Annotated in this window: 30 protein-coding genes and 1 other RNA gene (1 of these 31 only partly in view); 14 read left to right on the top strand and 17 right to left on the bottom strand. The window is 66.3% G+C overall.

Annotated features, from left to right (window positions below; translation table 11 throughout):
* Positions 1–139 precede the first annotated feature (139 nt).
* The 7 genes from ACYQML_RS00520 to ACYQML_RS00490 form a co-directional block, all read right to left on the bottom strand.
* Complete coding sequence (locus ACYQML_RS00520) at positions 140–1153, bottom strand: peptidoglycan -binding protein (protein ID WP_056434347.1); 1014 nt, start codon at positions 1151–1153, stop codon at positions 140–142.
* Positions 1153–2118: a MotA/TolQ/ExbB proton channel family protein gene (locus tag ACYQML_RS00515; RefSeq protein WP_461234382.1), complete on the bottom strand. Its 966-nt coding sequence runs from the start codon at positions 2116–2118 to the stop codon at positions 1153–1155. The genes ACYQML_RS00520 and ACYQML_RS00515 overlap by 1 nt, the downstream gene beginning before the upstream one ends.
* A gap of 120 nt (positions 2119–2238) precedes the next feature.
* The gene (locus ACYQML_RS00510) at positions 2239–3060 is read right to left on the bottom strand and encodes a TIGR00282 family metallophosphoesterase (protein ID WP_461234381.1); all 822 of its coding nucleotides are present in this window, start codon (positions 3058–3060) and stop codon (positions 2239–2241) included.
* A 9-nt stretch (positions 3061–3069) separates the two neighbouring features.
* Positions 3070–3657 carry a 5-formyltetrahydrofolate cyclo-ligase gene (locus ACYQML_RS00505; RefSeq protein ID WP_461234380.1) on the bottom strand — a complete coding sequence of 196 codons (588 nt, stop codon included), beginning with the start codon at positions 3655–3657 and terminating at the stop codon, positions 3070–3072.
* Positions 3647–3804, bottom strand: a non-coding RNA gene (gene ssrS / locus ACYQML_RS00500) — 6S RNA. The genes ACYQML_RS00505 and ssrS overlap by 11 nt, the downstream gene beginning before the upstream one ends.
* Before the next feature lie 69 nt (positions 3805–3873).
* Complete coding sequence (locus tag ACYQML_RS00495; RefSeq protein WP_311276246.1) at positions 3874–4233, bottom strand: cell division protein ZapA; 360 nt, start codon at positions 4231–4233, stop codon at positions 3874–3876.
* Positions 4234–4264: 31 nt separating this feature from the next.
* Positions 4265–4561, bottom strand: a complete 297-nt coding sequence (locus ACYQML_RS00490; RefSeq protein ID WP_056434715.1) for a DUF4164 domain-containing protein — start codon at positions 4559–4561, stop codon at positions 4265–4267.
* Positions 4562–4986: 425 nt separating this feature from the next.
* Between ACYQML_RS00490 and gap the strand changes: the two genes are divergently transcribed.
* From gap to ACYQML_RS00455, 7 genes are all read left to right on the top strand, one after another.
* On the top strand, positions 4987–5994 hold the full coding sequence (gap, locus tag ACYQML_RS00485) for a type I glyceraldehyde-3-phosphate dehydrogenase (protein ID WP_056434335.1): 1008 nt from the start codon (positions 4987–4989) through the stop codon (positions 5992–5994).
* Positions 5995–6079: 85 nt separating this feature from the next.
* A complete protein-coding gene (locus ACYQML_RS00480; protein WP_311276245.1) occupies positions 6080–6580 on the top strand; it encodes a hypothetical protein in 501 nt (166 codons plus the stop codon).
* Positions 6581–6609: 29 nt separating this feature from the next.
* On the top strand, positions 6610–7812 hold the full coding sequence (locus ACYQML_RS00475) for a phosphoglycerate kinase (protein WP_461234379.1): 1203 nt from the start codon (positions 6610–6612) through the stop codon (positions 7810–7812).
* Positions 7813–8103: 291 nt separating this feature from the next.
* Positions 8104–9174 carry a class II fructose-bisphosphate aldolase gene (gene fba, locus ACYQML_RS00470; RefSeq protein WP_374765728.1) on the top strand — a complete coding sequence of 357 codons (1071 nt, stop codon included), beginning with the start codon at positions 8104–8106 and terminating at the stop codon, positions 9172–9174.
* Positions 9175–9293: 119 nt separating this feature from the next.
* Positions 9294–9953: a thiamine phosphate synthase gene (locus ACYQML_RS00465; protein WP_461234378.1), complete on the top strand. Its 660-nt coding sequence runs from the start codon at positions 9294–9296 to the stop codon at positions 9951–9953.
* The gene (locus ACYQML_RS00460) at positions 9950–10999 is read left to right on the top strand and encodes a tetratricopeptide repeat protein (protein ID WP_461234377.1); all 1050 of its coding nucleotides are present in this window, start codon (positions 9950–9952) and stop codon (positions 10997–10999) included. Before ACYQML_RS00465 ends, ACYQML_RS00460 begins: the two co-directional genes overlap by 4 nt.
* A gap of 151 nt (positions 11000–11150) precedes the next feature.
* A complete protein-coding gene (locus tag ACYQML_RS00455; RefSeq protein ID WP_056434322.1) occupies positions 11151–11945 on the top strand; it encodes an inositol monophosphatase family protein in 795 nt (264 codons plus the stop codon).
* 21 nt (positions 11946–11966) lie between these two features.
* Here the strand turns inward: ACYQML_RS00455 and ACYQML_RS00450 are convergent, their stop codons facing one another.
* Both ACYQML_RS00450 and ACYQML_RS00445 read right to left on the bottom strand, forming a co-directional pair.
* Positions 11967–12248, bottom strand: a complete 282-nt coding sequence (locus tag ACYQML_RS00450; protein WP_461234376.1) for a type II toxin-antitoxin system RelE/ParE family toxin — start codon at positions 12246–12248, stop codon at positions 11967–11969.
* Positions 12245–12469 (bottom strand): hypothetical protein, encoded by a 225-nt coding sequence (locus ACYQML_RS00445; RefSeq protein WP_056434318.1) that lies wholly within the window; start codon positions 12467–12469, stop codon positions 12245–12247. The genes ACYQML_RS00450 and ACYQML_RS00445 overlap by 4 nt, the downstream gene beginning before the upstream one ends.
* A gap of 188 nt (positions 12470–12657) precedes the next feature.
* On the opposite strand from ACYQML_RS00445, the gene ACYQML_RS00440 reads away from it, so the two are divergent.
* Positions 12658–13203 carry an adenine phosphoribosyltransferase gene (locus ACYQML_RS00440; protein WP_461234375.1) on the top strand — a complete coding sequence of 182 codons (546 nt, stop codon included), beginning with the start codon at positions 12658–12660 and terminating at the stop codon, positions 13201–13203.
* Between the two features lie 124 nt (positions 13204–13327).
* Here ACYQML_RS00440 and purQ read toward each other — a convergent pair whose 3' ends face one another.
* The 5 genes from purQ to ACYQML_RS00415 all read right to left on the bottom strand — a co-directional run bounded on the left by purQ (position 13328) and on the right by ACYQML_RS00415 (position 16782).
* Positions 13328–14008, bottom strand: a complete 681-nt coding sequence (gene purQ, locus ACYQML_RS00435; RefSeq protein ID WP_207412279.1) for a phosphoribosylformylglycinamidine synthase subunit PurQ — start codon at positions 14006–14008, stop codon at positions 13328–13330.
* Positions 14008–14247: a phosphoribosylformylglycinamidine synthase subunit PurS gene (gene purS / locus ACYQML_RS00430; RefSeq protein WP_056434316.1), complete on the bottom strand. Its 240-nt coding sequence runs from the start codon at positions 14245–14247 to the stop codon at positions 14008–14010. The genes purQ and purS overlap by 1 nt, the downstream gene beginning before the upstream one ends.
* A 151-nt stretch (positions 14248–14398) precedes the next feature.
* Entirely contained in the window at positions 14399–14638 is a 240-nt protein-coding gene (locus ACYQML_RS00425) for a hypothetical protein (protein ID WP_056434314.1), read from the bottom strand.
* A 115-nt stretch (positions 14639–14753) separates the two neighbouring features.
* Positions 14754–15356, bottom strand: a complete 603-nt coding sequence (locus ACYQML_RS00420) for an ActR/PrrA/RegA family redox response regulator transcription factor (RefSeq protein ID WP_056434713.1) — start codon at positions 15354–15356, stop codon at positions 14754–14756.
* Positions 15357–15396: 40 nt separating this feature from the next.
* Positions 15397–16782, bottom strand: a complete 1386-nt coding sequence (locus ACYQML_RS00415; RefSeq protein ID WP_056434312.1) for an ActS/PrrB/RegB family redox-sensitive histidine kinase — start codon at positions 16780–16782, stop codon at positions 15397–15399.
* Between the two features lie 194 nt (positions 16783–16976).
* Here ACYQML_RS00415 and ACYQML_RS00410 point away from each other — a divergent pair, with 194 nt between their 5' ends.
* Together ACYQML_RS00410 and ACYQML_RS00405 are read left to right on the top strand one after the other, a co-directional pair.
* Positions 16977–18245, top strand: a complete 1269-nt coding sequence (locus ACYQML_RS00410; protein ID WP_461234373.1) for a polyhydroxyalkanoate depolymerase — start codon at positions 16977–16979, stop codon at positions 18243–18245.
* 80 nt (positions 18246–18325) lie between these two features.
* Positions 18326–19060 carry a M48 family metallopeptidase gene (locus ACYQML_RS00405; RefSeq protein WP_056434307.1) on the top strand — a complete coding sequence of 245 codons (735 nt, stop codon included), beginning with the start codon at positions 18326–18328 and terminating at the stop codon, positions 19058–19060.
* A 235-nt stretch (positions 19061–19295) separates the two neighbouring features.
* On the opposite strand, the gene ACYQML_RS00400 is transcribed toward ACYQML_RS00405, so the two are convergent.
* The gene (locus ACYQML_RS00400) at positions 19296–19703 is read right to left on the bottom strand and encodes a hypothetical protein (RefSeq protein WP_056434305.1); all 408 of its coding nucleotides are present in this window, start codon (positions 19701–19703) and stop codon (positions 19296–19298) included.
* 296 nt (positions 19704–19999) lie between these two features.
* Between ACYQML_RS00400 and ACYQML_RS00395 the strand changes: the two genes are divergently transcribed.
* Positions 20000–20458, top strand: a complete 459-nt coding sequence (locus ACYQML_RS00395) for an invasion associated locus B family protein (RefSeq protein ID WP_056434711.1) — start codon at positions 20000–20002, stop codon at positions 20456–20458.
* A 44-nt stretch (positions 20459–20502) separates the two neighbouring features.
* A complete protein-coding gene (locus ACYQML_RS00390) occupies positions 20503–21129 on the top strand; it encodes a hypothetical protein (RefSeq protein ID WP_461234372.1) in 627 nt (208 codons plus the stop codon).
* A gap of 91 nt (positions 21130–21220) precedes the next feature.
* On the opposite strand, the gene purC is transcribed toward ACYQML_RS00390, so the two are convergent.
* Both purC and nth read right to left on the bottom strand, forming a co-directional pair.
* A complete protein-coding gene (gene purC / locus ACYQML_RS00385) occupies positions 21221–22015 on the bottom strand; it encodes a phosphoribosylaminoimidazolesuccinocarboxamide synthase (protein ID WP_026175628.1) in 795 nt (264 codons plus the stop codon).
* 244 nt (positions 22016–22259) lie between these two features.
* Entirely contained in the window at positions 22260–23042 is a 783-nt protein-coding gene (nth, locus tag ACYQML_RS00380) for an endonuclease III (RefSeq protein ID WP_461234371.1), read from the bottom strand.
* Between the two features lie 20 nt (positions 23043–23062).
* Here nth and ACYQML_RS00375 point away from each other — a divergent pair, with 20 nt between their 5' ends.
* Together ACYQML_RS00375 and ACYQML_RS00370 are read left to right on the top strand one after the other, a co-directional pair.
* Positions 23063–23599, top strand: coding sequence for a DUF2244 domain-containing protein (locus tag ACYQML_RS00375; RefSeq protein WP_419952409.1), 537 nt, complete (start codon positions 23063–23065; stop codon positions 23597–23599).
* 3 nt (positions 23600–23602) lie between these two features.
* A protein-coding gene (locus ACYQML_RS00370) for a DUF3016 domain-containing protein (protein ID WP_207412287.1) crosses the window boundary here: on the top strand, positions 23603–23978 show its 5' portion. Its footprint extends 137 nt past the window's final position; 376 of the gene's 513 nt are visible here — the first part of the coding sequence; its start codon is at positions 23603–23605; its stop codon lies off the right edge, out of view.

The raw sequence follows: 23978 nt of genomic DNA, 5'->3' as shown, positions 1-23978 counted from the left end.
TCGCGTCAACGAGAGGCGATCACAATGCTCAAGCGGATGATCCTGACCGGCGCGGTGGAATTCATGGCCTTCGGGTTGCTCTCCGGCGCGTTCGTCGTCTGGGCGGTGGCGCTGGCGCCCCTGCGGTAGGGGCCCTGCCTTAACGTTCGGTGAGCTTCAGCTCGATGCGGCGGTTGCGGGCGTAGACGTCGTCGCTGGTGCCGGCCTCGATGGGTTGGAATTCACCGAAAGCAGCGGCGAGCAGACGTTGGGGCGGGATGCCCTTGCCGGCCATGTACTGCACCACCGCGATGGCGCGCGCCGCCGAGAGCGACCAGTTCGACGGGAATTGCGAACTGGCGATGGGACGGGCATCGGTATGCCCGTCGATACGCAGGACCCAAGGAATGTCCGCCGGGATCTGCTTCGACAGATCGAGGATGGCCGTGGCGATCCGGTCGAGTTCGGGTGCCGCCTCGGGCTTCAGGCTCGCCGAGCCCGCCGGGAACAGTACCTCCGATTGCAGAACGAAACGGTCGCCGACCACGCGGATATCGCTGCGGTTGCCAAGAATCTGGCGCAGGCGGCCGAAGAAGTCCGAGCGATAGCGTGCGAGTTCCTGCACCTTCTGGGCGAGCGCCACGTTCAGCCGGCTGCCGAGATCGGCGATGCGGGCCTGGCTCTCGCGGTCGCGGCTCTCGCTCGCGGCAAGCGCGTCCTCGAGGGCGGCGAGTTGGCGGCGCATGGCGCCGATCTGTTCGTTGAGGAGATCGATCTGCGACGCGGCGCGTGCATTGGTGGCACGTTCGGCCACCAACTGCTTGTCGACTTCGCCCTGGCGGCCGTCGCTGCTCGCGGCAGCGCCCGCCTGTTCCTTCAGCTTGTCGCGCTCGGCCTCGGTGCCGAGAAGCGTCGTGCGCAGGTTCGAGGCCTTCTCCTCCTGCGCCCGCCGATTGGAGCGTTCCAGGGCGAGAAGATCGGTGAGATCCGCGATCTGCCGGTTGAGCCGGTTCAGCACCGAATCGCGGCCGGTGATCTCCTGGGACAGGAAGAACTGCCCGACGACGAAGATCGTCAGCAGGAAGACGACGGCGAGCAGCAGCGTCGCCAGGGCGTCGACATAGCCGGGCCAGACGTTCAGGCTCCGGTCCCGGCGCGTGCGCAGCGAAGCCATCAGGCCTTCTCGCGGCCGAGCCGGTCGAGCACCTGCTTGAGTTCACGTTCCCGCGTCGCCTGCGCCTCGACCCAGTCGCGGATCATCTGCTGCTCGGCCCGCATGTGCTGGACAAGACCCTGGATACCCTCGGCGAGGTTGGTCATCGCCTGAGTCGCCACGCGGCCGTTGGCGCCCTCCGAGATGATGGCCGCCAGCTTGTCCACCGCCTCGGTGAGTTCACGGGCCGAGGCCGGCTCTTGCGCGGTCACGGGGCGCGCCACCGCGGCCTGGTCCTCGCCGGAGACCAGCCAATCCTCCAGCTCGTTGTGGAAGCGGGCGTGAGCCTGGCCTGCTTGCAGGTCGAGGAAGCCGGTGATGAGCGAGCTCGCGAGGCCGAACAGCGAGGCCGAGAAGGCGAGGCCGATGCCGGAAAGCGGTTTGGCGAGGCCGCTCTTCAATTCGTCGAACATCGCGCTGGCTTCGCCGCCGCCGCGCATGCTTTGGATCACGCTGCCCACCGCGCCCAGCGTGTCGATGAGCCCCCAGAATGTGCCGAGCAGTCCGAGCAGGATGAGAAGCCCGGCGACGTAGCGCAGGATCTCGCGGCCCTCGTCGAGGCGGGCGGCCACGGTGTCGAGATAGGAACGGACGCCGGCCTGAGTCGTCCCCTCACGGCGCGCCAGGATCGCCGGGGAGAGCGGCCCCAGCAGCGAGGGCGGCTTGGCCGATCCCTCACCGGCTGCGACCGCGTTGACGTAGGCGACCTCGCGGAAGAGGCGGATCACCTGGCCGAAGGCGAGCAGAATGGCGATGAGGAGAACGCCGAGGATCAGCCCGTTCAACCCGGCATTGGCCAGGAAAGCCGGCGTGATCTGCCGGAACAAGACGAAGGCGAGGAACCCGACGAGGGTCAGGAAGACCAGCATCCGGATCAAGTAGATGCCCGGGCGGCTCAGGGGGGCAGTCGCGGAGCGGGTCGCCATGGGTTGTCTGGGACTCTTCTGCGCTGGGGCATAAAATGGGCGGGGCGAATGTGCCCGCACATTGGCTTCATGCCACCGCTCGATCAAGCCGCCGCGAAACTCATCACCAGCTCAACAGGCTTATTCCCAGGCACGAGGCCAAGTTTCTTCCAGATGAGGCCCGAGGCGTACTGCCGAGACCATGGTGGCGAGCCCCGTGGCATTGTCGGTCTCGACGGCGATCCCGCATAACGTGCCCTTACCCTGGGCCGCTTCCAGGCGCGCGCCGGGGGTCTTCTGCAGGAAGCGCCGCAGGGGCTCATCCTTCTGCATGCCGAGGATCGAATCGTAATCGCCGCACATGCCCGCATCGGACAGGTAGGCGGTGCCGCCGGGGAGAATGCGGTGGTCGGCGGTGGGCGTGTGTGTATGGGTGCCGACGACGAGGCTGGCGCGGCCATCGAGGAAGTGGCCGAAAGCCTGCTTCTCGCTGGTGGCCTCGGCATGGACATCGACGATGACGGCGTCCGCCACCTCGCCGAGGGGGCAGGCGGAGAGTTCGCGCTCGGCGGAGGCGAAGGGATCGTCCAGCGCATCCATGTAGATGCGGCCCATGACGTTGAGGACGAGGACGCGGGCGCCGCCCCGCGTCTCGACCACGGTGGCGCCGCGTCCCGGTGTGCCCGGCGGGTAGTTCGCCGGGCGGACGAGCCGCGTTTGCCGCTGGATGAAGACGAGAGCTTCGCGCTGGTCGAAGGAATGGTTGCCCAGCGTCACCGCATCGGCGCCCGCCTGGAGGAGCTCGTCGCAGATCGCCTCGGTGATGCCGAAGCCGCCGGCCGCGTTCTCGCCGTTGATGACCACACAATCGAGGCGCCAGCGCTCACGCAGCTTCGGCAGCCGGTCCATCACCGCATTGCGGCCGGGTCGGCCCACCACATCGCCGAGGAAGAGAAGTCGCATGCGTCGCTGTCAGTCCCGGACGAGCGGGACCGGTCCCGCTTCCGTAATGAGGTGGTCGAGGGGTTGGTCGTGCCGCTCGGATGGAACGTACTCCACTTCCTGCACGGAAAAGGCGATGCCGATCGTCAGGACGGGGCCGTTGCGGGAGAGCCGGTCGATGGCCTGATCGTAATAGCCGCGTCCGTAGCCGATGCGGTGCCCGCGCCGGTCGAAGGCGGCGAGCGGAACGATGAGGGCGGTGGGATCGAGGGGGGGCAGGTCGTCGCGCGGTTCGCTGAGACCGAAGGAACCCGGAACCAGCGCCTCACCGGCGCGCCATTCGCGGAAGACGAGGCCCTCCGGCGTCACCTTCGGCAGGGCGACTCGCTGGCCGCGCGCGAACAGCATCCTGACGAGAGGGAGGGGATCGACTTCGCTGCGGATCGCCCAGAAGGCACCGACGATGGGAGCCTGGGCGAGGGGCTCGACCTCCATCACGCTCTCGGCGATCCGTAATCCGCCGACCCGGCGGGTCTCGGGGGCGAGGCCATCGCGGCGGGCAAGGGCATCCTTGCGAAGGGCGGCCTTCAGGGCGGGGAAATCAGAGTGCGGAGCCACGTGAGCCGTTGGAGTTGCGATCCCGGGAAACCTACAGTGTAGGTGGGCGCCGTGTTGGCCAAGTCCAGGGACAGGGCCAGGGACAGCTCCCTGGGGAGTCGATAAGGCCCCGGGGAAAAGTACTCCTGACGAACCCCGCAGCACCGCATCACTCATGTAGCGTCGGCCGGCCGTGGGCGCCAGGGGGGAGCGCGCGCAATCATGCGCCAGAGGCCCTCATCCCGCCGCCAGCGCGTGAGCCAGACGCTCGATCCGGTCCGCCGCACGGCCGAGCCCGTCCGCGATACGGGCCTCCTCTTCGGCACGGAGAGAATCCGCACTCTCGACGCGGTCCCGGAGGGCCGCCGTCTCTGTCTCGAGCTCTGCGAGACGACGCTTCAGTTCCGCCAATTCGTCCGCCTGAGTCAGGGCGGCCATGACGTGAAGACGCATGTCGCCGATCTCGCCGAAGGATTTCCGCATCCCGGTCACGCGGGTGTCGAGTTCCGCGGCCAGCGCCGAGAGATGCGCCTCTTCGCCTTCGGCGCAGGCCATCCGGTAGCTCTTGCCGTCGATGGTGACGCTGATCTGAGGCATGTCCGATAGGGTTGGTGTGAGAGAGGCGGGTTTAACGCGCGGCGCGGGGATGGGCCAGCACGCCCTCCACCGCTTCGATCGCCCGGCCGAGGCGGTGGCCGACATCGCTGGTCGTCGCCTCCACCGTGGCGAGGCGGGCGCTGGCAGCGTCGAGCTCCGCCGCGAGGCGCGCCCGGTCCTCCGCCATGATCGCGAGTTCCGTCTCAAGGTCGCCGGGCTCGCGCTCGGCTTCGAGGCGATGGGTCACCGACGCTTCCAGCCGGGTCAGGGCCGTCTCCAGCCGGGCAAGGGCGTGGTCGACGTTCGGCCGCTCGGGCGTCGGGATCATCGTTGTACCTTCCGCCGGGTCATGGATCTGCCCGTCCACTTGTTTCGGAAAATCGGATTTGTAGCCAAATCGCTACCGATACGCGCGCGAAATCGCTGCTTTGCCATCATATGCGGGGAAGGAGAACGAATCGATCAGGCAAAACCTTTGCCAGCGGTTTCCCTCATGTTAGAGACCGCGCGCTCCTCGAACCGACCGTCAGACTGGGAATTCGAGCCCGTGACCCGTTCAATACTCGTTCCCGCATCGGTCCATTCATGGGCGCATGAGGGGTCGAGGACGGGCGATGCGGTTCATCTGACGTTCAACGGTGCACATGACACAGCGACGCCGAATGGCGGCTCCGCCCCTCCGGCCCGCTGTCTCGCTCTTGCTGCTTACGGGTTCCGCGAGGTCGGCGCCCGGTACATAGAAGGATTCACGCCGTGTCGGTGAAGGTTGCCATCAACGGGTTCGGACGCATCGGCCGCAACATCCTGCGCGCCATCCACGAGGCCGGCCGCAAGGATATCGAAGTCGTCGCGATCAACGATCTCGGCCCCGTCGAGACCAATGCCCACCTGCTGCGCTTCGACTCCATCCACGGCCGTTTCAACGCCAAGGTCGAAGTGGATGGCGAGTTCATCGTCGTCGACGGTCAGCGCATCAAGGTCACGGCCGTGCGCAACCCGGCCGAGCTGCCGCACCGCGAGCTCGGCGTCGACATCGCGCTGGAATGCACCGGCATCTTCACCTCGAAGGACAAGGCCAAGGCCCATCTCGATGCCGGCGCCAAGCGCGTCATCGTCTCGGCCCCCGCCGACGGTGCCGACCTGACCGTGGTCTACGGCGTCAACCACGACAAGCTGACAGCCGACCACCTCGTCATCTCGAACGCCTCCTGCACCACCAACTGCCTCGTGCCGGTGGCGAAGGTGCTCAACGATCTCGTCGGGATCGAGCGCGGCTTCATGACGACGATCCATTCCTACACCAACGATCAGCCCTCCCTCGACCAGATGCACAAGGACCTGTACCGGGCCCGTGCCGCCGCGCTGTCGATGATCCCGACTTCCACGGGGGCCGCCAAGGCCGTCGGCCTCGTCCTGCCGGAGCTGAAGGGCAAGCTCGACGGAACCTCGATCCGCGTGCCGACCCCCAACGTTTCGGCGGTCGACCTCGTGTTCACCGCCAAGCGCCAGACCTCCGTCGAGGAGATCAACAACGCGATCCGCGCCGCAGCCGATGGTCCGTTGAAGGGCGTGCTGGCCTATACCGACCAGCCCAACGTCTCCATCGACTTCAACCACGATCCTCACTCGTCCACGTTCCACCTCGACCAGACCAAGGTGATGGACGGCACGTTCGTGCGTATCCTGTCCTGGTACGACAACGAGTGGGGCTTCTCGAACCGCATGGCCGACACGGCCGTGGCGATGGGCAAGCTGCTCTGAGAGCGGCGCTCCGGGGCGGCCTTCGGGCCGCCCGACAAGCCTCGCCAACGATATCCTGTGATCGACCAGCAACGGTGCGTCTGAAATGACCGAGCCTTCGCCGACCCCGTCCACCGGAAACACCTTCATCCCGGGCGCCAAGCCGCTCGAGAACAAGCCGCTCGAGAATAATCCGCCCCCGTCGACCGGTATCGTGCCCGAGACCCAGGCCATCGCCAACCAGAAGGCGACACCGCCCGCCGTCGTCGGCAAGGCCGAGCCTGTGTCCTCCTCGCCCGGCAGCGATCAACTCGCGCGGATCGAAGACAAGTGTGCGCGGATCGAGGACAAGTATGCCCGCTCCGAGGCTCTGCTCTCCCGCGTGGAGGAGAAGATCGAAGGTGCGACCACGCGCATGAGCGAGGCGGCGCGCCAATCCGATCTGGCCGCCCTGCGAAGCGAAGTCCGCGCCGTCGCCGACAGGACCCGCCGGCTGCCCGGTTCCGGCGCGCTGGTGCTGACTGCGGTCATCACGGCCGTGCTCACCGTGGCGCTGACCATCGCCGCACAGCGCTTCCATCTCGACGGGCTTCTCCCTCCGCGCTGATAGTTTCCTCAACGACATTGAAGGCCAGGATGACCGCTTTCCGCACCCTCGACGATGCCGGCTCTCTTCAGGGCAAGCGCGTACTGCTCCGCGTCGACCTGAACGTGCCGATGGAGGGGGAGCGCGTCACCGACGCGACCCGCATCGAAAGGATCGTCCCGACGATCCGGGAGATCGCCGATGGCGGCGGGCGTGTGGTGCTCCTGGCGCATTTCGGTCGCCCCAAGGGCAAGCCAGTGGTGGCCGATTCGCTGAAGCAGGTGGTCTCCGCACTATCTCAGCATCTCGGCCGCCCGGTCGCCTTTGCGGAGGATTGCATCGGGGAGACGGCGTCGTCGGCCGTGTCGGCGCTGAAGGATGGCGACGTCCTCCTCCTGGAGAACACCCGCTTCCACACGGGCGAAGAGAAGAACGAGGCCGATTTCGTGGCGGCGCTCGCCGCCAACGGCGACGTCTTCGTCAACGAGGCCTTCTCGGCCGCGCATCGCGCCCATGCCTCGACCGAGGGCCTCGCCCATGTACTGCCGGCCTATGCCGGCCGGCTGATGCAGGCGGAGCTCGACGCCCTGACCAAGGGGCTCGAGTCGCCGACACGGCCGGTCATCGCCTTGGTCGGCGGCGCCAAGGTGTCGTCGAAGATCGATCTCCTGCAGAACCTCGTCGCCAAGGTGGACATGCTCGTCATCGGCGGCGGCATGGCCAACACCTTCCTGCACGCCCAAGGGAAAGCCGTCGGCAAGTCCTTGTGTGAAAAGGATCTCGCCGAGACGGCGCTCCGCATCCTCGACGCTGCTGCAGCCGCCAAATGCCGCATCATCCTGCCCGTCGACGCGGTGGTCGCGACCGAGTTCAAAGCCAACGCGGCGCATGAGACCGTGGGCGTCGACATCGTGTCGGAGACCGGCATGATCCTCGATGCCGGCCCGGCCTCGGTGGCCGAGATCGACGCCGCCATCGACGAGGCTGCGACCCTGGTCTGGAACGGCCCTCTTGGCGCCTTCGAACTGACGCCCTTCGACGCCGCCACGGTGGCGGCGGCGCGCCACGCGGCCGAACGCACCAAGGCCGGCAAGCTCGTCTCGGTGGCGGGCGGCGGCGACACGGTGGCCGCCCTCAACCATGCCGGCGTCGCTGACGATTTCTCCTACGTATCCACCGCCGGTGGCGCGTTCCTCGAATGGCTGGAAGGCAAGGTCCTGCCTGGCGTCGAGGCCCTGCGCGTCAAGGGGTGACCGGTTCCATCCCAGGTCCCATCACCTCGCGCTGAGGCGGCCGCGGCAGCGGGGCTCGAAGGAGGGTTCCGGCATCCTCCGGGCGAACTGGAAGGCTCCTTCGAGGCCTTCGCTCCGCTTCGGCACCTGAGGATGAGGTGTTTGGGGTGGGAATTTGGGATGACGACACAGCGTTCTGTCGCCGAAGGCTTCGGGATGGAGTTGCGACGGACCCGGTAAGGTCCGACAAGGCAGGCATATTTCAGTGGATGGCGGCCTATCGCGTCGGCCCCATCGTTTGAGGAGAGACCAATGGCACGCATCACCCTGAGGCAGCTCCTGGATCACGCCGCCGAATACGAATACGGCGTGCCGGCCTTCAATTTGAACAACATGGAGCAGGGGCTGGCCATCATGGCGGCAGCCGATGCCACCGATTCGCCGGTGATCCTGCAGGCGAGCAAGGGCGCACGCGCCTATGCCAACGACGTGGTGCTCGCCAAGCTCATCGACGGCCTCGTGGAGATCTATCCCCACATCCCCGTCTGCATGCATCTCGACCACGGCAACAACGAAGCCACTTGCGCCACCGCCATCCAGTACGGCTTCACCTCGGTGATGATGGACGGCTCGCTTAAGGCTGACGGCAAGACCCCCGCCGACTACGCCTACAACGTCGAGATCACCGGCAACGTCACCCGCATGGCGCATTGGGCCGGCGTTTCGGTGGAAGGCGAGCTCGGCGTGCTCGGTTCGCTGGAGAGCGGCCAGGGTGAGGCCGAGGACGGCCACGGCGCCGAGGGCGTGCTCAGCCACGACCAGCTCCTCACCGACCCGGAAGAGGCGGTGAAGTTCGTCTCCGCCACCAAGGTCGACGCGCTCGCCGTCGCCATGGGCACGAGCCACGGTGCCTACAAGTTCACCCGCCAGCCCGATGGCGACGTGCTGGCCATGAACGTGATCGAGGAGATCCACCGCCGCCTGCCGACGACCCACCTCGTCATGCACGGCTCTTCCTCGGTGCCGCAGGACCTGCAGGACATCATCAATTCCTATGGCGGCCAGATGAAGCCGACGTGGGGCGTGCCGGTGGCCGAGATCCAGCGCGGCATCAAGCACGGCGTGCGCAAGATCAACATCGACACCGATAACCGCATGGCCATGACCGGTCAGATCCGGAAAGTGCTCACCGAGAACCCGGCCGAGTTCGACCCGCGCAAGTATCTGAAGCCCGCCATGGACGCGATGACGAAGCTCTGTCGCCAGCGTTTCGAGGAGTTCGGCACCGCCGGCCAGGGTTCGAAGATCCGCCCGATCTCGGTCTCCGAGATGGCCAAGCGTTATGCCAACGGCTCGCTCGACCCGAAGATCGGCGCGGCCTGAGCCCCTGTATCATGGGGCCGGTCCGCATCCGGAACCATGCCGTGACGCGGTGATCTCGCATCGCCTGTCCCCGAGACGCGGAGCCCGCGTCTCGGGATGATGCTGTTAGGACGAGAAGAATGGCCGAACCCCGCACCCGCCTCGCCCTGCTGTCTCCCCATCGGGTGGATTCCGACCGGGCCGATGCCCTCGCCGAAGCGCTGACCGCCGCCTGTGCGGCCGGAGACGTGGCGGCGGTGCTCCTGCGGCTTGCCCCCTCTGACGAGCGCAGTCTCGTGAACCTCGTCAAGCGTCTCGCTCCGGCGGCGCAGTCTACTGGCGCCGCCCTGGTCATCACGGTCTCAGACTTCGCCGGCGACGTGGTCAGCGTGGCCGCGCGGGGCGGGGCGGACGGCGTTCATCTCGACAAGGCGCGCGACGGTGCCCTGCAGGATCTGCGCGAGCGCCTCAGCGACGGTCGCATCCTCGGGGCCGGCGGGCATGAGCAGAAGCATGCGGCCATGGAGGCCGGCGAGGCCGGTGTCGATTACGTGATGTTCGGGGGGATCTACTCGGACGGGATCGCACCCGATGCCGATACCGTGCGCGAGCGCGCGCAATGGTGGGTCGAGATCTTCGAGACACCGTGCATCGCCGTTGCCCATGACCTCGCACAGGTGGAGGGGCTGCTGGCGACGGGAGCGGAATTCCTCGGGCTCGAGAGCCATCTGTGGATGGGAGAAGGGACCGATATCCGTGCCATACAGGCAAAGGTCGCAGCTTCGGAGGCCGATACGTGAGGGCGCTTCGCAAGCTCGCCCTCGCTCTCGCCCTGGCCGAGGCTTGGTCTTCCGCCGCCTTGGCAGAAGCGCCGAAGGTGATGCCGACCGATCCGGCCGTGCCGCAATCCCTGACGCCTCGTCCCAAGGAAACTCTGAAGGGGCAGCTGCGGGACCTCCCGACCCCGTATTCCATCGGCGCGGCTGGCGCCGTGCCACCCCGCTCGAAGACGGAGCCGGATATCGCGTTCGGCGCTTACCAGCGCGGGCAATATACCACCGCCTTCCGCGAGGCGACGAAGCGGATCGCCGCCGACAATAAGGACGCCGCGGCGATGACGCTGCTCGGCGAGCTCTACAACCAGGGCCTCGGTGTGAAGCAGGACCCGGTGAAGGCGGCGGAATGGTATCGCCTCGCCGCCAACCAGGGCGACACCCACGCCATGGCCTCTCTCGGCCTGATGTCGATCGATGGCCGTGGCGGCACGAAAGATCCGAAAGCCGGGCGACGCTGGCTCGAACAGGCCTCCCTCAAGGGCGACACCACGGCCGCCTACAACCTCGCCCTGATCCTGATCGGGACGGGGACCGAGCCGGACGAGGCCAAAGCCGCCGACTTGTTCCGCAAGGCGGCCGAGGGCGAGATCGGTCCGGCGCAGCACGATCTTGGCGTGCTCTACCTCCAGGGGAGGGGAGTACCGAAGGATCCCAAACAGGCGGCCGAGTGGTTCCGGCGCGCGGCCGATAACGGTGATCTCGCCGGCGAGGTCGAGTTCGCGATCCTGCTGTTCAACGGCATCGGCGTCGAGAAGGACGAGGCCCGCGCGGCCCGCTACTTCCTCCACGCCGCGTCGCGCGGCAACGCCATCGCGCAGAATCGCGTGGCCATCCTCTATGCCCTGGGACGGGGTATCCAGAAGAACCCTGTCGAGGCGGCTGCCTGGAATCTCGCCGCCGCAGCCCAGGGGCGCTCCGACCCGAAGCTGGACGAGACCCTTGCCGGCCTCACCGCCGAAGAGCGAAGCCGGGCCGAGCGACTGGCTGAGGCGCGGATGAAGGTGGAGTAAGCCCGCGCAACGCGGGCAAGTGTCAATTCGGCATCCATGGGAGCCTGCGCGCGTTTCTCTTCTGCCCCGCATCGGCGAGGGGTGAGACGCGCCGCAAACATGCTATGGCCGCGCGAGACCGTTCTTTGAATCGACCCGGACCTTTGCATCGATGATCAGCTCACCCCTCATGACCGTCATGGTCGACGCCGTCCGCAAGGCCGCCCGCGGCCTCAAGCGTGACTATGGCGAGATCGAGAACCTCCAGGTTTCGCGCAAGGGCCCCGGCAACTTCGTCTCCGCCGCCGACCGCAAGGCTGAGGAGGTCCTGCGCGACGCCCTGATGAAGGCACGTCCCGGCTATGGCCTGATTCTCGAGGAATCTGGAAACATCGAAGGGCAGGACAAGAGCCACACTTGGCATGTCGACCCTCTCGATGGCACCACCAATTTCCTCCACGGCATCCCCCATTTCGCGATCTCGGTGGGTCTCGAACGCGAGGGCCAGATCGTCGCCGGCGTCATCTACGATCCGGCCAAGGACGAGCTGTTCGTGGCCGAACGCGGGAAGGGCGCTTATCTCAACAACCGCCGCCTGCGCGTCTCCGGCCGGACGGACATGGCCGACGCCCTCGTGGCCTATGGTTCGCCTTATCTCGGACGCGGCGACCACCCGAAGCTCCTGCGCGAGGTCGCGGCCGTGATGGCGGTGACCGGCGGCGCCCGCCGCTTCGGCTCGGCTGCTCTCGATCTCGCCTACGTCGCCTGCGGTCGCTCGGACCTTTACTGGGAGCGTGACCTGCAGACCTGGGACATCGCGGCCGGCATCATCCTGGTGCGCGAGGCCGGTGGCTTCGTCACCAGCGCGGATGGCGGCGCAGAGCCTCTTGCCGCCCGCTCGGTGGCCGCCGGCAACGAGAGCCTGCACGGCGACCTCGTGAAGATCCTGCGTCGCGCCAACGCCTGAAGGCGCGAAGCCGGGCCTAGGTCATATGCTCGGGCGCCGGGCTCCGTGTCTGACTGTCAGGATGACGACCGCGTCCGCGCGCTCGTCGACCGTGTAGTAGATAAGATAGGGCAAGCGAGGCACTGCGAACCGGCGCACGCGCTTCGGCAGACGCCGCCCCACCTCCGGATAGCGGCCGACGAGGTCGAAAGCATCTTCGATGGCCCTACCGATGCTTCGCGCGGCAGCGGGATGCCGTTCATGGATATAATCCGCGATCTCTCGCAGCCTCCGCGTGGCCGTTGCGGAGACGAGGAGCTTCACCGTTCGAAGCTCCGAAAAGCCGCTGAGACTTCTTCGGCCGAGGCGTATTCACCGCGGCCGACCTCCGCCATGGCGTCCAGCACGTCTTGGAGATGGTCCGGGTCGATATCGTCCGCGCCGCCGATCTCCGTCATGCTGATGATGGCCTGTGCAATCGTGTCCTGATCTGCAGGCGGCATCCGCCGGACTGCTTCGACCGCCTTCTCCAGTAAATCCGTCATGTTTCACCTCGCTGGCGCATCATAGTCAGTTCCAACTGTCCACGAGAAGGGGGGCGAGGACCGGGAACACTGACCGCGATGGCGCCATGCGGCGCCGGGATCGGCGACCGGACGGGTATGCCCCTCTGGTCCCGGGGCACCGCATCTGATCTAAGCCGCGACAGAATTTGCTGAAGAGAGCCACCCGAATGGAAGCCCGCCGCCACTCCGCGCTGAAGGATTCGATCCGCTCGATCCCGGATTACCCGAAGCCCGGCATCGTCTTTCGCGACATCACCACGCTGCTGAGCGACCCGCGCGCATTCCGCCGGGCGGTGGATTCGCTCGTCCACCCTTTCGCGGGTGGGCGGATCGATCAGGTGGCGGGAATCGAGGCGCGGGGCTTCATCCTCGGCGGCGCGGTGGCGCATCAGCTCTCATCCGGCTTCGTGCCGATCCGCAAGAAGGGCAAGCTGCCCCACAAGACCGTCTCCATCGCCTACGCGCTGGAATACGGCACCGACGAGATGGAAATCCACGTGGACGCCATCAAGCCGGGCGACAAGGTGCTGCTGGTCGACGACCTCATCGCCACCGGCGGCACCGCCTGCGCGGCCATCAACCTGCTGCGCCAGATCGGCGCCGAGGTGGTGGCTGCTTGCTTCGTCATCGACCTGCCCGAGATCGGCGGAGCGCAAAAGCTGCGCGACCTCGACGTTCCGGTGCGGACGCTGATGGAATTCGACGGGCATTGAGTGCGCGCCGCTTCCTTCTCTCCTGTGCGGGAGAAGGTGGCCCGCGCCGGCGGGTCGGATCAGGGGAGTGCCATCATCCGGAGAGGTCTTCCCCTCCCCCTTTGCGGGGGAGGAGGCTTTCGCACTAAGCCGCGAGGCTCTCGAACAACCCACGCCCGTCGACCCCGCCGATGAGACCTTCGACGAAGTTCTCCGGGTGGGGCATCATCCCGAGCACGTTGAGCTTTTCGCTGTAGATGCCGGCGATGGAGTTCAGCGAGCCATTGCGGTTGGCATCCACGGTCAGCTCGCCAGCCGCATCGGCATAACGGAAGGCCACGCGGCCTTCGCCTTCGAGCCGGGAGATGGTCTCGGGATCCGCGAAGTAATTACCCTCGCCATGCGCCACGCAGACGTCGATCACCTGTCCCTTGGTATAGGCCGAGGTGAAGCGGGTATCGGCGCGCTCCACCCGCAGCATCTGGCGATGGCAGATGAAGCGCCGATCGACGTTGCGCATGAGCACGCCGGGCAGCAGGCCCGATTCGCACAAGATCTGGAAGCCGTTGCAGATGCCGAGAACCAGTCCGCCGCGCGCGGCGTGGTCACGAACGGCGTCCATCGCGGCTGCTCGGCCGGCGATGGCGCCACAGCGGAGATAGTCGCCGTAAGAGAAGCCGCCGGGCAGGACCGCGAGATCGGTTCCGGCGGGAAGCGCCGTATCGGTGTGCCAGACCTTGACCACCTCCGCGCCGGCGAGGCGCAGGGCGCGGGCGACGTCACCGTCGCGGTTGGAGCCGGGAAAGACGACGATCGCGGCGCGCATCAGACGATCTCGATCTCGTAATTCTCGACGACCGTGTTCGCCAGCAGCTTCTCGCAGGCGCTCTTCAGAATCGCTTCGGCGCTGGCAGGATCGGTGTCGGCGATCTCGACATCGAACACCTTGCCCTGGCGGACACCTTCGATCCCTGAAATGCCGAAGGACGAGAGCGCGGCTTCGATCGCCTTGCCCTGAGGGTCGAGCACGCCGGTCTTCAGGGTGACGATGATGCGGGCTTTCATGGGTTCGGACTCGATGCTGTGGCTCGGCCCGTCAGGCGATAGTCGGGAAATGCCGACCATGCAACGCGGCGGGGCCATCGTAGCGGTGGTGCGGAGTCCAACCCGAGACGCAGAGCGGACCCGAGTTCGAGATACGACGCGTATCGCCCGATCAGCGGCGTGCTGCGGGCGCGGCGTTGCGAATCGGTTCGATGCTCACCGCCCGGCGCCAGAGCTGCAGCATGATCCAGGCGGCGATCGAACTGAACAGGACCATCAGCACATGGCCAACGGTGTCGCCGAGATCGAACAGACCGGCCAGCGCCCAGCCGGCAGCGATAGCCACAGCAAAAACTTCGGTGCCCACCAGCACCATCATGCTGACGATCGTGATCAGGTTGCGCGTGTTCACGGGGATACGTCTCCGTCGGCCCCGGTGCAGCGATTGCGGCGGGAGACCGGTGCTTTACAGCGCCGGTCCGGTTCCACGCAACATCACGCCAACCGAGCCCGTCGTCGGGGTTGGATCAGCGCGGCGCGCGCTTGGCGAGGATGCGCTGTAGCGTGCGCCGATGCATGTTGAGCCGGCGGGCGGTCTCGGAGACGTTCCGGCCGCACAACTCGTAGACGCGCTGGATATGCTCCCAGCGCACGCGATCGGCCGACATCGGGTTTTCCGGCGGGTCGGCCCGCTCACCCGGCTGAGCCATCAGCGTACCATGGATCTCGTCCGCATCGGCCGGCTTGGCGAGATAGTCGAACGCGCCGAGTTTCACCGCCGTTACGGCGGTGGCGATGTTGCCGTAGCCGGTCAGGATGACGCCCCGCGCTTCGGGGCGCTTCTCCTTCAGCCGCGCGATCACATCGAGGCCGTTGCCGTCGCCGAGCCGCATGTCGATGACCGCGAATGCGGGTGCGCGGTTCTCGACGAGCGAGACGCCTTCGGCGACGCTTTCGGCCACCTGCACGTCGTAGCCCCGAGCTTCCATCGCCCGCGCCAGGCGGGTCGAGAACGGCCGATCGTCATCCACGATCAGCAGCGAACGGTCGGAAAAAGCCGCCAGCGGATCGGATTCCGAAGTCTGCAGCACATCGGCGGCAGGCGCCGGACTTCCACTCTGCGTCAGCATCTGACGCTCCTCCATTTTCCAAGATCGAATTGTTAGCAACTTATATAGGGGCCGTACTGCGTTCCGTCAGGGGCACCTGAGCGCTCATTTCGGTACCGCGCCTCGGAATCGTGTCACGCTCGAAGATGTGGCGCGCCCAGGATACGCGGACTACGGCTCCGGTTGCTTGGTGCCCGGATACGTTTGAGAGCGTAAGCTGTGCGCCGGAGCGTTCGATCAGTGTCTTTGCAATGAACAATCCAAGGCCGAGGCCGGCGCCGACGCTGTTCCCGCCACGCGTTTTGTCGGGGCTGCGGGTGGTGACATAGGGCTCGCCCGCCCTCAGCAGGATCTCGCTCGAGAAGCCCGGGCCGTCGTCGCTGATCTCCAGGGAGACCCTGTCGAGGGTCCAGCGCGCTTCGATGACGACGCGGCTGGTGGCGAAGTCCACGGCGTTGTCGACGATGTTGGCGAGCCCGAACAGGACCCCCGGATTACGCCGGCAGGCAGGTTCGACCCCGTCGCCCCGGCTGGTGACGTCGAGCGCGATGCCCATGGCGCGCTGGGGCGCCACCAGTTCCTCCACGAGATGGCTCAGCGTGACGGTCTGGAGGATGCCGGCTTCGTCGCCATCGAGGGATGTCAGTTTCGACAGGATGCCGCGGCAGCGGTCCACCTGATCGCGCAGGAGGTTGAGGTCGTCCTTCACTGCGGGGGACGCCGTGGGTGCGAGTTGGCGCGTGAGTTCCTTGGTGACGAGCATGATCGTGCCGAGTGGCGTGCCGAGTTCATGCGCGGCCGCCGCCGCCAACCCGTCGAGCTGCGACAGGTGCTGTTCCCGCGCCAGCACGAGTTCCGTGGCCGCGAGGGCCTGCGCGAGCTGCCGCGTCTCGTCGGCCACCTTCCAGGCATAGACGCCGGTGAAGGCGGTGCCGAGGAGGATCGCCGTCCAAACCCCCGAGACGTAGAGGAAGGGGAGTTCGAGCCGCCCGTCCGCGAACCATGGCAGTGGCCGGTGGATCAGCGCCAGCATGGTGGCGAGACCCACCGCGAGAAGTCCGAGCGCCAGGGTCCGCTCCGGCGGCAGGGCCGTCGCCGAGATCAGGACCGGGGCGAGGAAGAGCAGCGAGAACGGGTTCTGCAAGCCGCCGGTGAGGAACAGGAGGGCGGCGAGCTGAATGATGTCGAAGGCGAGGAGCAGGGCCGCCGAATCGTCGCTGAGACGGTAGCTCGCCGGAAACCGGATCCTCAGGGCGAGATTCAGCCAGGACGACGCCGCGATGACGAGGAAGCACCAGCCGAAGGGCAGAGGCAGGCCAAGGCCGAATTGCGCGCCGACGACGGCCGCACTCTGCCCGGTGATCGCGAGCCAGCGCAGGCGCACGAAGGTGTCGAGACGGAGATGCCGGGCATCGCGAACGAAGCCGTTGGTGCTCATGTCGATCATGTCTGCTCAACGATAGTGCTCGGCCGGCGGGAATCCATGGCTCGCCCTTCGATTGCACCCGTCCCTGCGCAATCATGCCCCGCGCGGTCTCACCTCGCACACGCGTCGATCCGAACGTTTCCCGGCGCGCGGCGTTCTCTAGCGCGCCCGGCCGCGAGGGACGACGCGACGCGGGACGACGAGGAGGGGCGGATATGAGCTTGGCCTACACCTGGTATGAGTTCGGGCGGATGATGACGGCGCCGGCCCGTCTCACCGCGGACATGGTCAAGCACAGCCTGCAGAATCCCGCCAACCCGCTCGCCTACTCGCCCTACGCGAAGTCCATGGCCGCCGCCTGCGAGATGTTCGAGCGCGGAACCCGCCGTTATGCCAAGCCGGCCTTCGGCCTCACCGGAACCTGGATCGACGGCGCCAGCGTGCCGGTGAGCGAACGGGTGGTGTGGGAAAAGCCGTTCTGCCGGGTCCTGACCTTCGACCGCTCGTTCGCGCGCGGTCCCTCCGAGCCGCAGCCCAAGCTCCTGATCGTGGCACCGATGTCCGGGCACTACGCCACGCTCCTGCGCGGAACCGTGGAGGCGATGCTCCCCAACCATCAGGTCTTCATCACAGATTGGACGGATGCGCGCCTCGTGCCGATCACCAGCGGGCGGTTCGATCTCGACACGTATATCGACTACCTGAAGGAGATCTTCGTCGCTCTCGGGCCGGACCTTCACGTCATGGCCGTCTGTCAGCCGGCAGTGCCGGTGCTCGCTGCCGTGGCACTGATGGAGGCGCAGGGCATCACGCCGGTGCCGCGCTCAATGACCCTGATGGGCGGCCCCATCGATACCCGCCGGTCTCCCACTGCCGTCAATGGCCTGGCGCAGGAACGCGGCACGGAATGGTTCGAGCGCAACTGCATCACCATCGTGCCGCTAACGTATCCGGGCGCCTTGCGGAGCGTCTATCCCGGCTTCTTCCAGCTCGGCGGCTTCATGGCGATGAACCTCGATCGCCACGTCAACGCCCATACCGAGATGTTCGACCATCTCGTGACCGGCGACGGCGATTCCGCCGAGAAACATCGGGAATTCTACGACGAGTATCTCGCGGTGATGGATCTCACGGCCGAGTTCTACCTGCAGACGGTCAAGACCGTCTTCGTGAACCACGCCCTGCCCAAGGGTGAGATGCTCCATCGCGGCGAGCGAGTGGACCTTGCTGCCATCCGGACCTGCGCGATCCTCGCCATTGAGGGCGAGAACGACGATATTTCCGGCGTCGGGCAGACCAAGGCCTCCCTCGACCTGACTCCGAACCTGTCGCCCGAGCGCAAGGCTTATCACCTGCAGGAACGCGTGGGGCATTACGGGGTGTTCAATGGCTCGCGCTATCGCACCATCATCGCGCCGAGGATCGCTTCCTTCATCCGCGACATGCAGGCCCTTCCGGCCATCGAAGAACGCCCGGCAGCGTGATGCGGGCGGGGCGCGCGAAAGTTCTGGACGTGAACCACGCACAGATGGCGGTGGCGGGAGGCTGCCGTTAAGCTGACCCGATGAGAGTCGCCCTGCTGCGCGGGTCCGATCCCGACCATATCGACATCCTCCACGAGGGCGTTAAGTTCCGTGTCGTCCTGCGCCGCCGCCCGACGGCGCGCAGGCTGACATTGCGCGTCTCGAGCGCCACCGGCGAGGTGGTGATGACCTTGCCGGCGCGGACCTCCCTGGCCGTGGCCCGCACTTTCGCGGTGAGCCATGGCGGCTGGATCGCCATGCGGCTCGCCAAGGTTCCGGATCGGGTGGCGTTCGAGGCGGGGGCCGAGCTTCCCTTGCGCGGCGTGCCTCATCGCATTCTCCATCGCAGCGAGCGCAGCGGGGTAACGCTCGTGACGGAGGCGGAGAACGGACCTGCGCTCTCCGTGGCGTGCGAAGCTCCTCACCTGCCGCGCCGTGTCAGGGATTTTCTCGAACGGGAGGTGCGCAAGGATCTAGCGCGGTCGGTCTCCCACTATACCGAAAAGCTCGGGCAGGGGCCGAAACGGATCACCGTCCGCGACACCCGCTCGCGCTGGGGATCCTGCACCGCGCGCGGCGAGCTGAACTTCTCATGGCGCCTGATCCTGGCGCCACCCCTGGTGCTCGATTACCTCGTGGCGCACGAGATGGCCCACCTGCGCGAGATGAACCATTCCTCACGCTTCTGGTCCCTGGTGGGATCCCTGTGCCCACATGTGGAAGAGGCCGAGCGCTGGCTCAAGCGCAACGGCGCCAGCCTCCATCGCTACGGCTGAGGCGCAACTCAGTTCGAAGCAGCTCCGCATCCGCACGCCAACGCCTCGCCTCGCCGAGGCCCTGGGGGTGTCGCAGGTTCTCTTGAGCAGACCAGGACTTGAGCAGACCAGGAAACGATCTTTGCGAGACCCTCGGGAGCGCTCTTCGCCGACGTGGATGCCGGTTCGGCGAAAAGGTGTTCGGTACAACAAAGGTCCCGCGATGTGTCCCGACCCAGCGTGATCGGGCGCCGCTCTACCCGCGAGCGCGCAAGATCCGGCGTCGCTCGACCTGCTCGACCGGCCAGGTCGGGCGGGCGTCGACATCGCCCGGTCGCATGGTGCGAGGGGCGACGCTGTCGCAGACCTCACGCTGGCGCAGGATCGTCGGGTTGCCGAACTCGTCGAGGCGGCGGACATATCCACCATCACGGCAGAAACCGGCGATCTCGGCCGAATTGCTGTTCACGCGGCCGCCCGGCATGCGCCGGATCGGCCGATGCTCGACCACGAGCGGACCGTCGCGGTTGAGGGACCGCTCGACATAGGTGGTCTCGTCCACCGGCAGCGACTGAGCCGCGGCGGAAGTAATGCCGGCGAAAGAGCCGCCGGCCAGACAGGCACTGGAAAGGATCAGGAACGCGGCGGTAGCAGGATATCGCATGGGCTCGGTCCGTTGGAACTGGTGGCTTTACCCTCGGAACTAGGGCGTGTTCCCGCGAAACGATAGTCCGTGTTCGTAAACTAGTGGTCACGCTTGACACAGAATAGCCGCGCATGGTCGGAACACCGCTGGTTTCATCCGGTGCCCCTGGCCAGAAGGGGTGAGGCGAGAGGGATCGGCGCGTGGGTTTTCGAGGAATGCTGAGGCGCGCAAGGCGGGTCGCCAAAGGGCGGGCGACCGATGCGGGGCGTCTCGCACGGATCGGCCTCTTTTGCCTGGCTGGATTGGCCGGTGCGATGCTGGCGGGGAGCGACCGCGCCGAGGCGCAGGGCATGGTCCGCAACACATTCGGTGATTGGCAGCTTCGCTGCGAGACGCCGGCGGGGGCGAAGGCCGAGCAATGCGCCCTGGTCCAATATCTGGCGGCTGAGGACAGGCCGAACCTGACCCTCGTCGTCATCGTCCTCAAGACAGCGGACAATCGCGGGTACCTGCTGCGCGTGGTGGCACCGCTCGGCGTGCTGCTGCCCTCGGGCCTCGGGCTGAAGATCGACAAGACCGATGTCGGGCGGGCCGGGTTCGTGCGCTGCCTCACCACTGGCTGCGTCGCCGAGGTGGTCATGGACGAGAACCTCATCAAGCAGTTCAGCGCCGGGGTGCAGGCCACGTTCATCGTGTTCCAGACCCCGGAGGAGGGGGTCGGCATCCCCCTTTCGATGAAGGGCTTCGGCGACGGGTTCACCAGCTTGAAATAGGTCTGTTCCGGCGCCCCGCGCCGGCAATTCAGCGGGATCTGAGGATGCGGACACGCGCGAAAACGGTAGGCATCGCCCTGATGGCGGTCCTCCTGCCCTGGTCAGCCAAGGCCGAGGACGGCAACTGGTTCACCAATATGCTGAAATACGGTGGGACCACAGTCCCGCCGTCGCAGCCGGCCGACCTCGGCGAGGTCTATTGCCCCACGGTCGATGTCGCGGAAAACGGTGCCGCTCTGCGCAGCTATGGCGGCCGAGCCGACGACAATGCGGGCCTGCGCAGCCAGATCACCTTGGGACGACTCGCCCGCGAATGCGTGCGGCTGGCCGATGGCTCGGTGAGCGTGAAGGTCGGTGTCGAGGGGCAGGTCCTCCTCGGACCGGCTGGCCGACCGGGGCGGTTCGAGGCCCCGGTCTATTTTACCATCAAGGCCGGGGACCAGATCATAGCGACCAGGGCGCGCAAGGTGTCGGTGTCGATCGGGCCGAATGAGGCGCAGGGGCTGTTCACGGTGATCGAGGAAAATTTCGTGGTCCCGCGCCCCTTGAGCGAGAGCTACGACATCGGCGTCTCACTTCACGGTGCGCCGGGCAAGGCCGCGGTAAAGCGCAAGCGCAAAGCCACGCCGGCTGCCGCCCAGGCCGAGACCAGTCCCGAAGCGGCGCAGTAGCTTTCGGCCACGAGCTTCAATCGATCGCGCATGGAAAAAGGGGCCACCGCTCGCGCGGGGCCCCTTTTTCATACCGTTCCGGTAGAGGCTTCTACTGAACCAGGCGTGGACCGCCCGACTGAACCTTCTCGTTCTCGGACATGATGCCGAGACGCTTGGCCACTTCCGTGTAAGCCTCGATCAGGCCGCCGAGATCCTTGCGGAACCGGTCCTTGTCGAGCTTGTCCTGGCTCTTGATGTCCCACAGCCGGCACGAATCCGGGGAGATCTCGTCGGCCACGACGATGCGCATCAGGTCGCCTTCCCAGAGGCGGCCGGTCTCGATCTTGAAGTCCACGAGGCGGATGCCGACGCCGAGGAAGAGGCCCGACAGGAAGTCGTTGACGCGGATGGCCAGGGCCATGATGTCGTCGATCTCCTGGGGCGTCGCCCAGCCGAATGCGGTGATGTGCTCTTCCGACACCATCGGGTCGTTGAGCGCGTCGTTCTTGTAGTAGAACTCGATGATCGAACGCGGCAGCTGCGTCCCTTCCTCGAGGCCGAGGCGGGTGGCGAGCGAGCCGGCGGCGACGTTGCGCACCACGACTTCGAGCGGAATGATCTCGACTTCGCGGATCAGCTGCTCTCGCATGTTGAGCCGGCGGATGAAGTGGGTCGGCACGCCGATATCGTTGAGGTGCTGGAAAACGAACTCGGAAATCCGGTTGTTCAGCACGCCCTTGCCGTCGATGACCTCGTGCTTCTGCGCGTTGAAGGCGGTGGCATCATCCTTGAAATGCTGGATGAGCGTTCCCGGCTCGGGTCCTTCGTACAGGACCTTCGCCTTGCCCTCGTAGATGCGACGGCGGCGGTTCATAGGCGTATACCGTGGTTTGAGGAAGTCCATGGCCGTGACTCCTTCGGACAGTCGATGTGCGGAATCCGCGGCGTGGCGGTCTCGATTGAGACCGGGCCGCGAGAACACATCGTTTGTCGAAAGCCTCGACGACCGTGGCGCAAACTACCCGAAGCGGGTTTGCAGTACAACGCGTCCGCCCGCAGCCCGGCCCTGCAGGGCGAGCCGGATGTGTATGGCGGTGGGCGACCACGCAGTCCCGCGAATCCCACGGCCGATGGATGAGCCAAACCCCTCAGGCGACGACGGTCTTGCTGGGATAGCGACAGAGGTCGGCGATGAGGCAGGTCGGGCATTCGGGGCGCCGCGCCTTGCAGACGTAACGTCCGAACAGGATCAGCCAATGATGCGCGTTCAGGCGGAACGGCTCCGGCACGATCGCTTCCAAACCTGCCTGGACCTTGTCGGTCGTCGGCGCGACGACGAGGGGAATGCGATTCGAGACCCGAAAGATGTGGGTGTCGACGGCGATGGTAGGCACTCCGAAGGCGACGTTCATCACCACGCTTGCGGTCTTGGTGCCGACACCCGGCAGGATTTCGAGATGCTCTCGCGAAGCCGGGACCCGCCCGTCATGCTGGTCCACCAGGATGCGGGACAGTGCGATGACGTTCTTCGCCTTGGTGTTGAACAGTCCGATCGTGCGGATGAACGCGCGGACGCGCTCTTCCCCCAATTCCAGCATCGCGGCCGGCGTGTCGGCAATGGCGAAGAGGGGTGCGGTGGCGAGGTTCACGCTTTTGTCGGTGGCCTGGGCCGACAGCACCACCGCGACCAGTAGCGTGAACGGGTTGAGATATTCGAGCTCCGCCCTCGGTTCCGGATTGGCGGCGCGCAGCCGCGCGAAGATCTCGGTGACTGTCGCGGCATCGACAGGGGAGGGGGCCGTCTCAACTTTAGCGATGAGCGGCTCGGTGATGGTCGCGGCGATCTTCTTCCTTGTCCGAGGAGCTTTCGGAGCGGGTGATGTCGTCGCGGTCGCGGACTTCTTTGGGGGGGTCGACTGTCGGCTCTTCATCGGTGGGTTATATGTGTCCCATGGAGAGCGGCAACATGGTTCGCGACACGATCCCATCCCATCCCGACGGGCTCGACCCCAACAGCGTCGACGTCCCGGTTTTCCAGGCCACCATCCGTCCGCACCAATCGCTGAGCCATAACGGCTTCCGCAATGTGATGATCGGATGCGGGGCGGTGTCCCTCGTCACGTCCATCGCCTGCGTTCAGGCCGGATTTTGGCCGGTGGCCGGGTTCTTCGGTCTCGATATGATCGCGCTCTACATGGCGTTGAAGACGAGCCTGAAGCGCGGGCGCTCCTTCGAAGAGGTCATGATTTCGCCGATAGAGGTGATGCTGGCCCGGGTGACCCATCGCGGCGAGCGTCGCGAATGGCGCTTCAATCCCCTGTGGACCAGGCTGACCAAGGTCGAGGATGAGGAATACGGCCTCCAGACCCTGACGCTGGTGTCCCGCCGGGAATACGTGGTGGTGGCACGCGATGCCTCTCCGCCGGTCCGTGAGCGGATCGCCGAGGGACTGACGCGGGCACTGGCGGATGTGAAGAGGGGGTACTGAACCTTGCAAGCGGCGCTCGTTAAGCTCGCCCTGGTCCTGATCGGCTTTGCCGGCTCCGCGATCGCCGCACCCGGCGGATCGGTCGAGATACGTTTCATCGAGCCTGACCGTTACGTCGATGCCAACAACCGGTTCAGTTCAGGGATTGGCCCCCAGGCGACGCTCACCGAGCTGCGCAGATTGATGGAGCAGTCGGCATCCCCCTACCTCGCTCCTGGCGAGCGGCTAGTCATCGATGTGTTAGACGTGGATCTCGCTGGCTTCCCCAATCCCGGAGCCAATTTCCCATACGGCCTGCGGGTCGTCACCGATGCGACTCCGCCCTCCTTTCGGCTGCGATATTCGCTGTTGAACCAACGGGGTCAGCGCATCGCGACGA

This window comes from Methylobacterium sp. CM6244 (genome assembly GCF_054817885.1).
The sequence above is the reverse complement of the archived record's forward strand: the minus strand, read 5'-3'. Positions and strand labels throughout refer to the sequence as shown.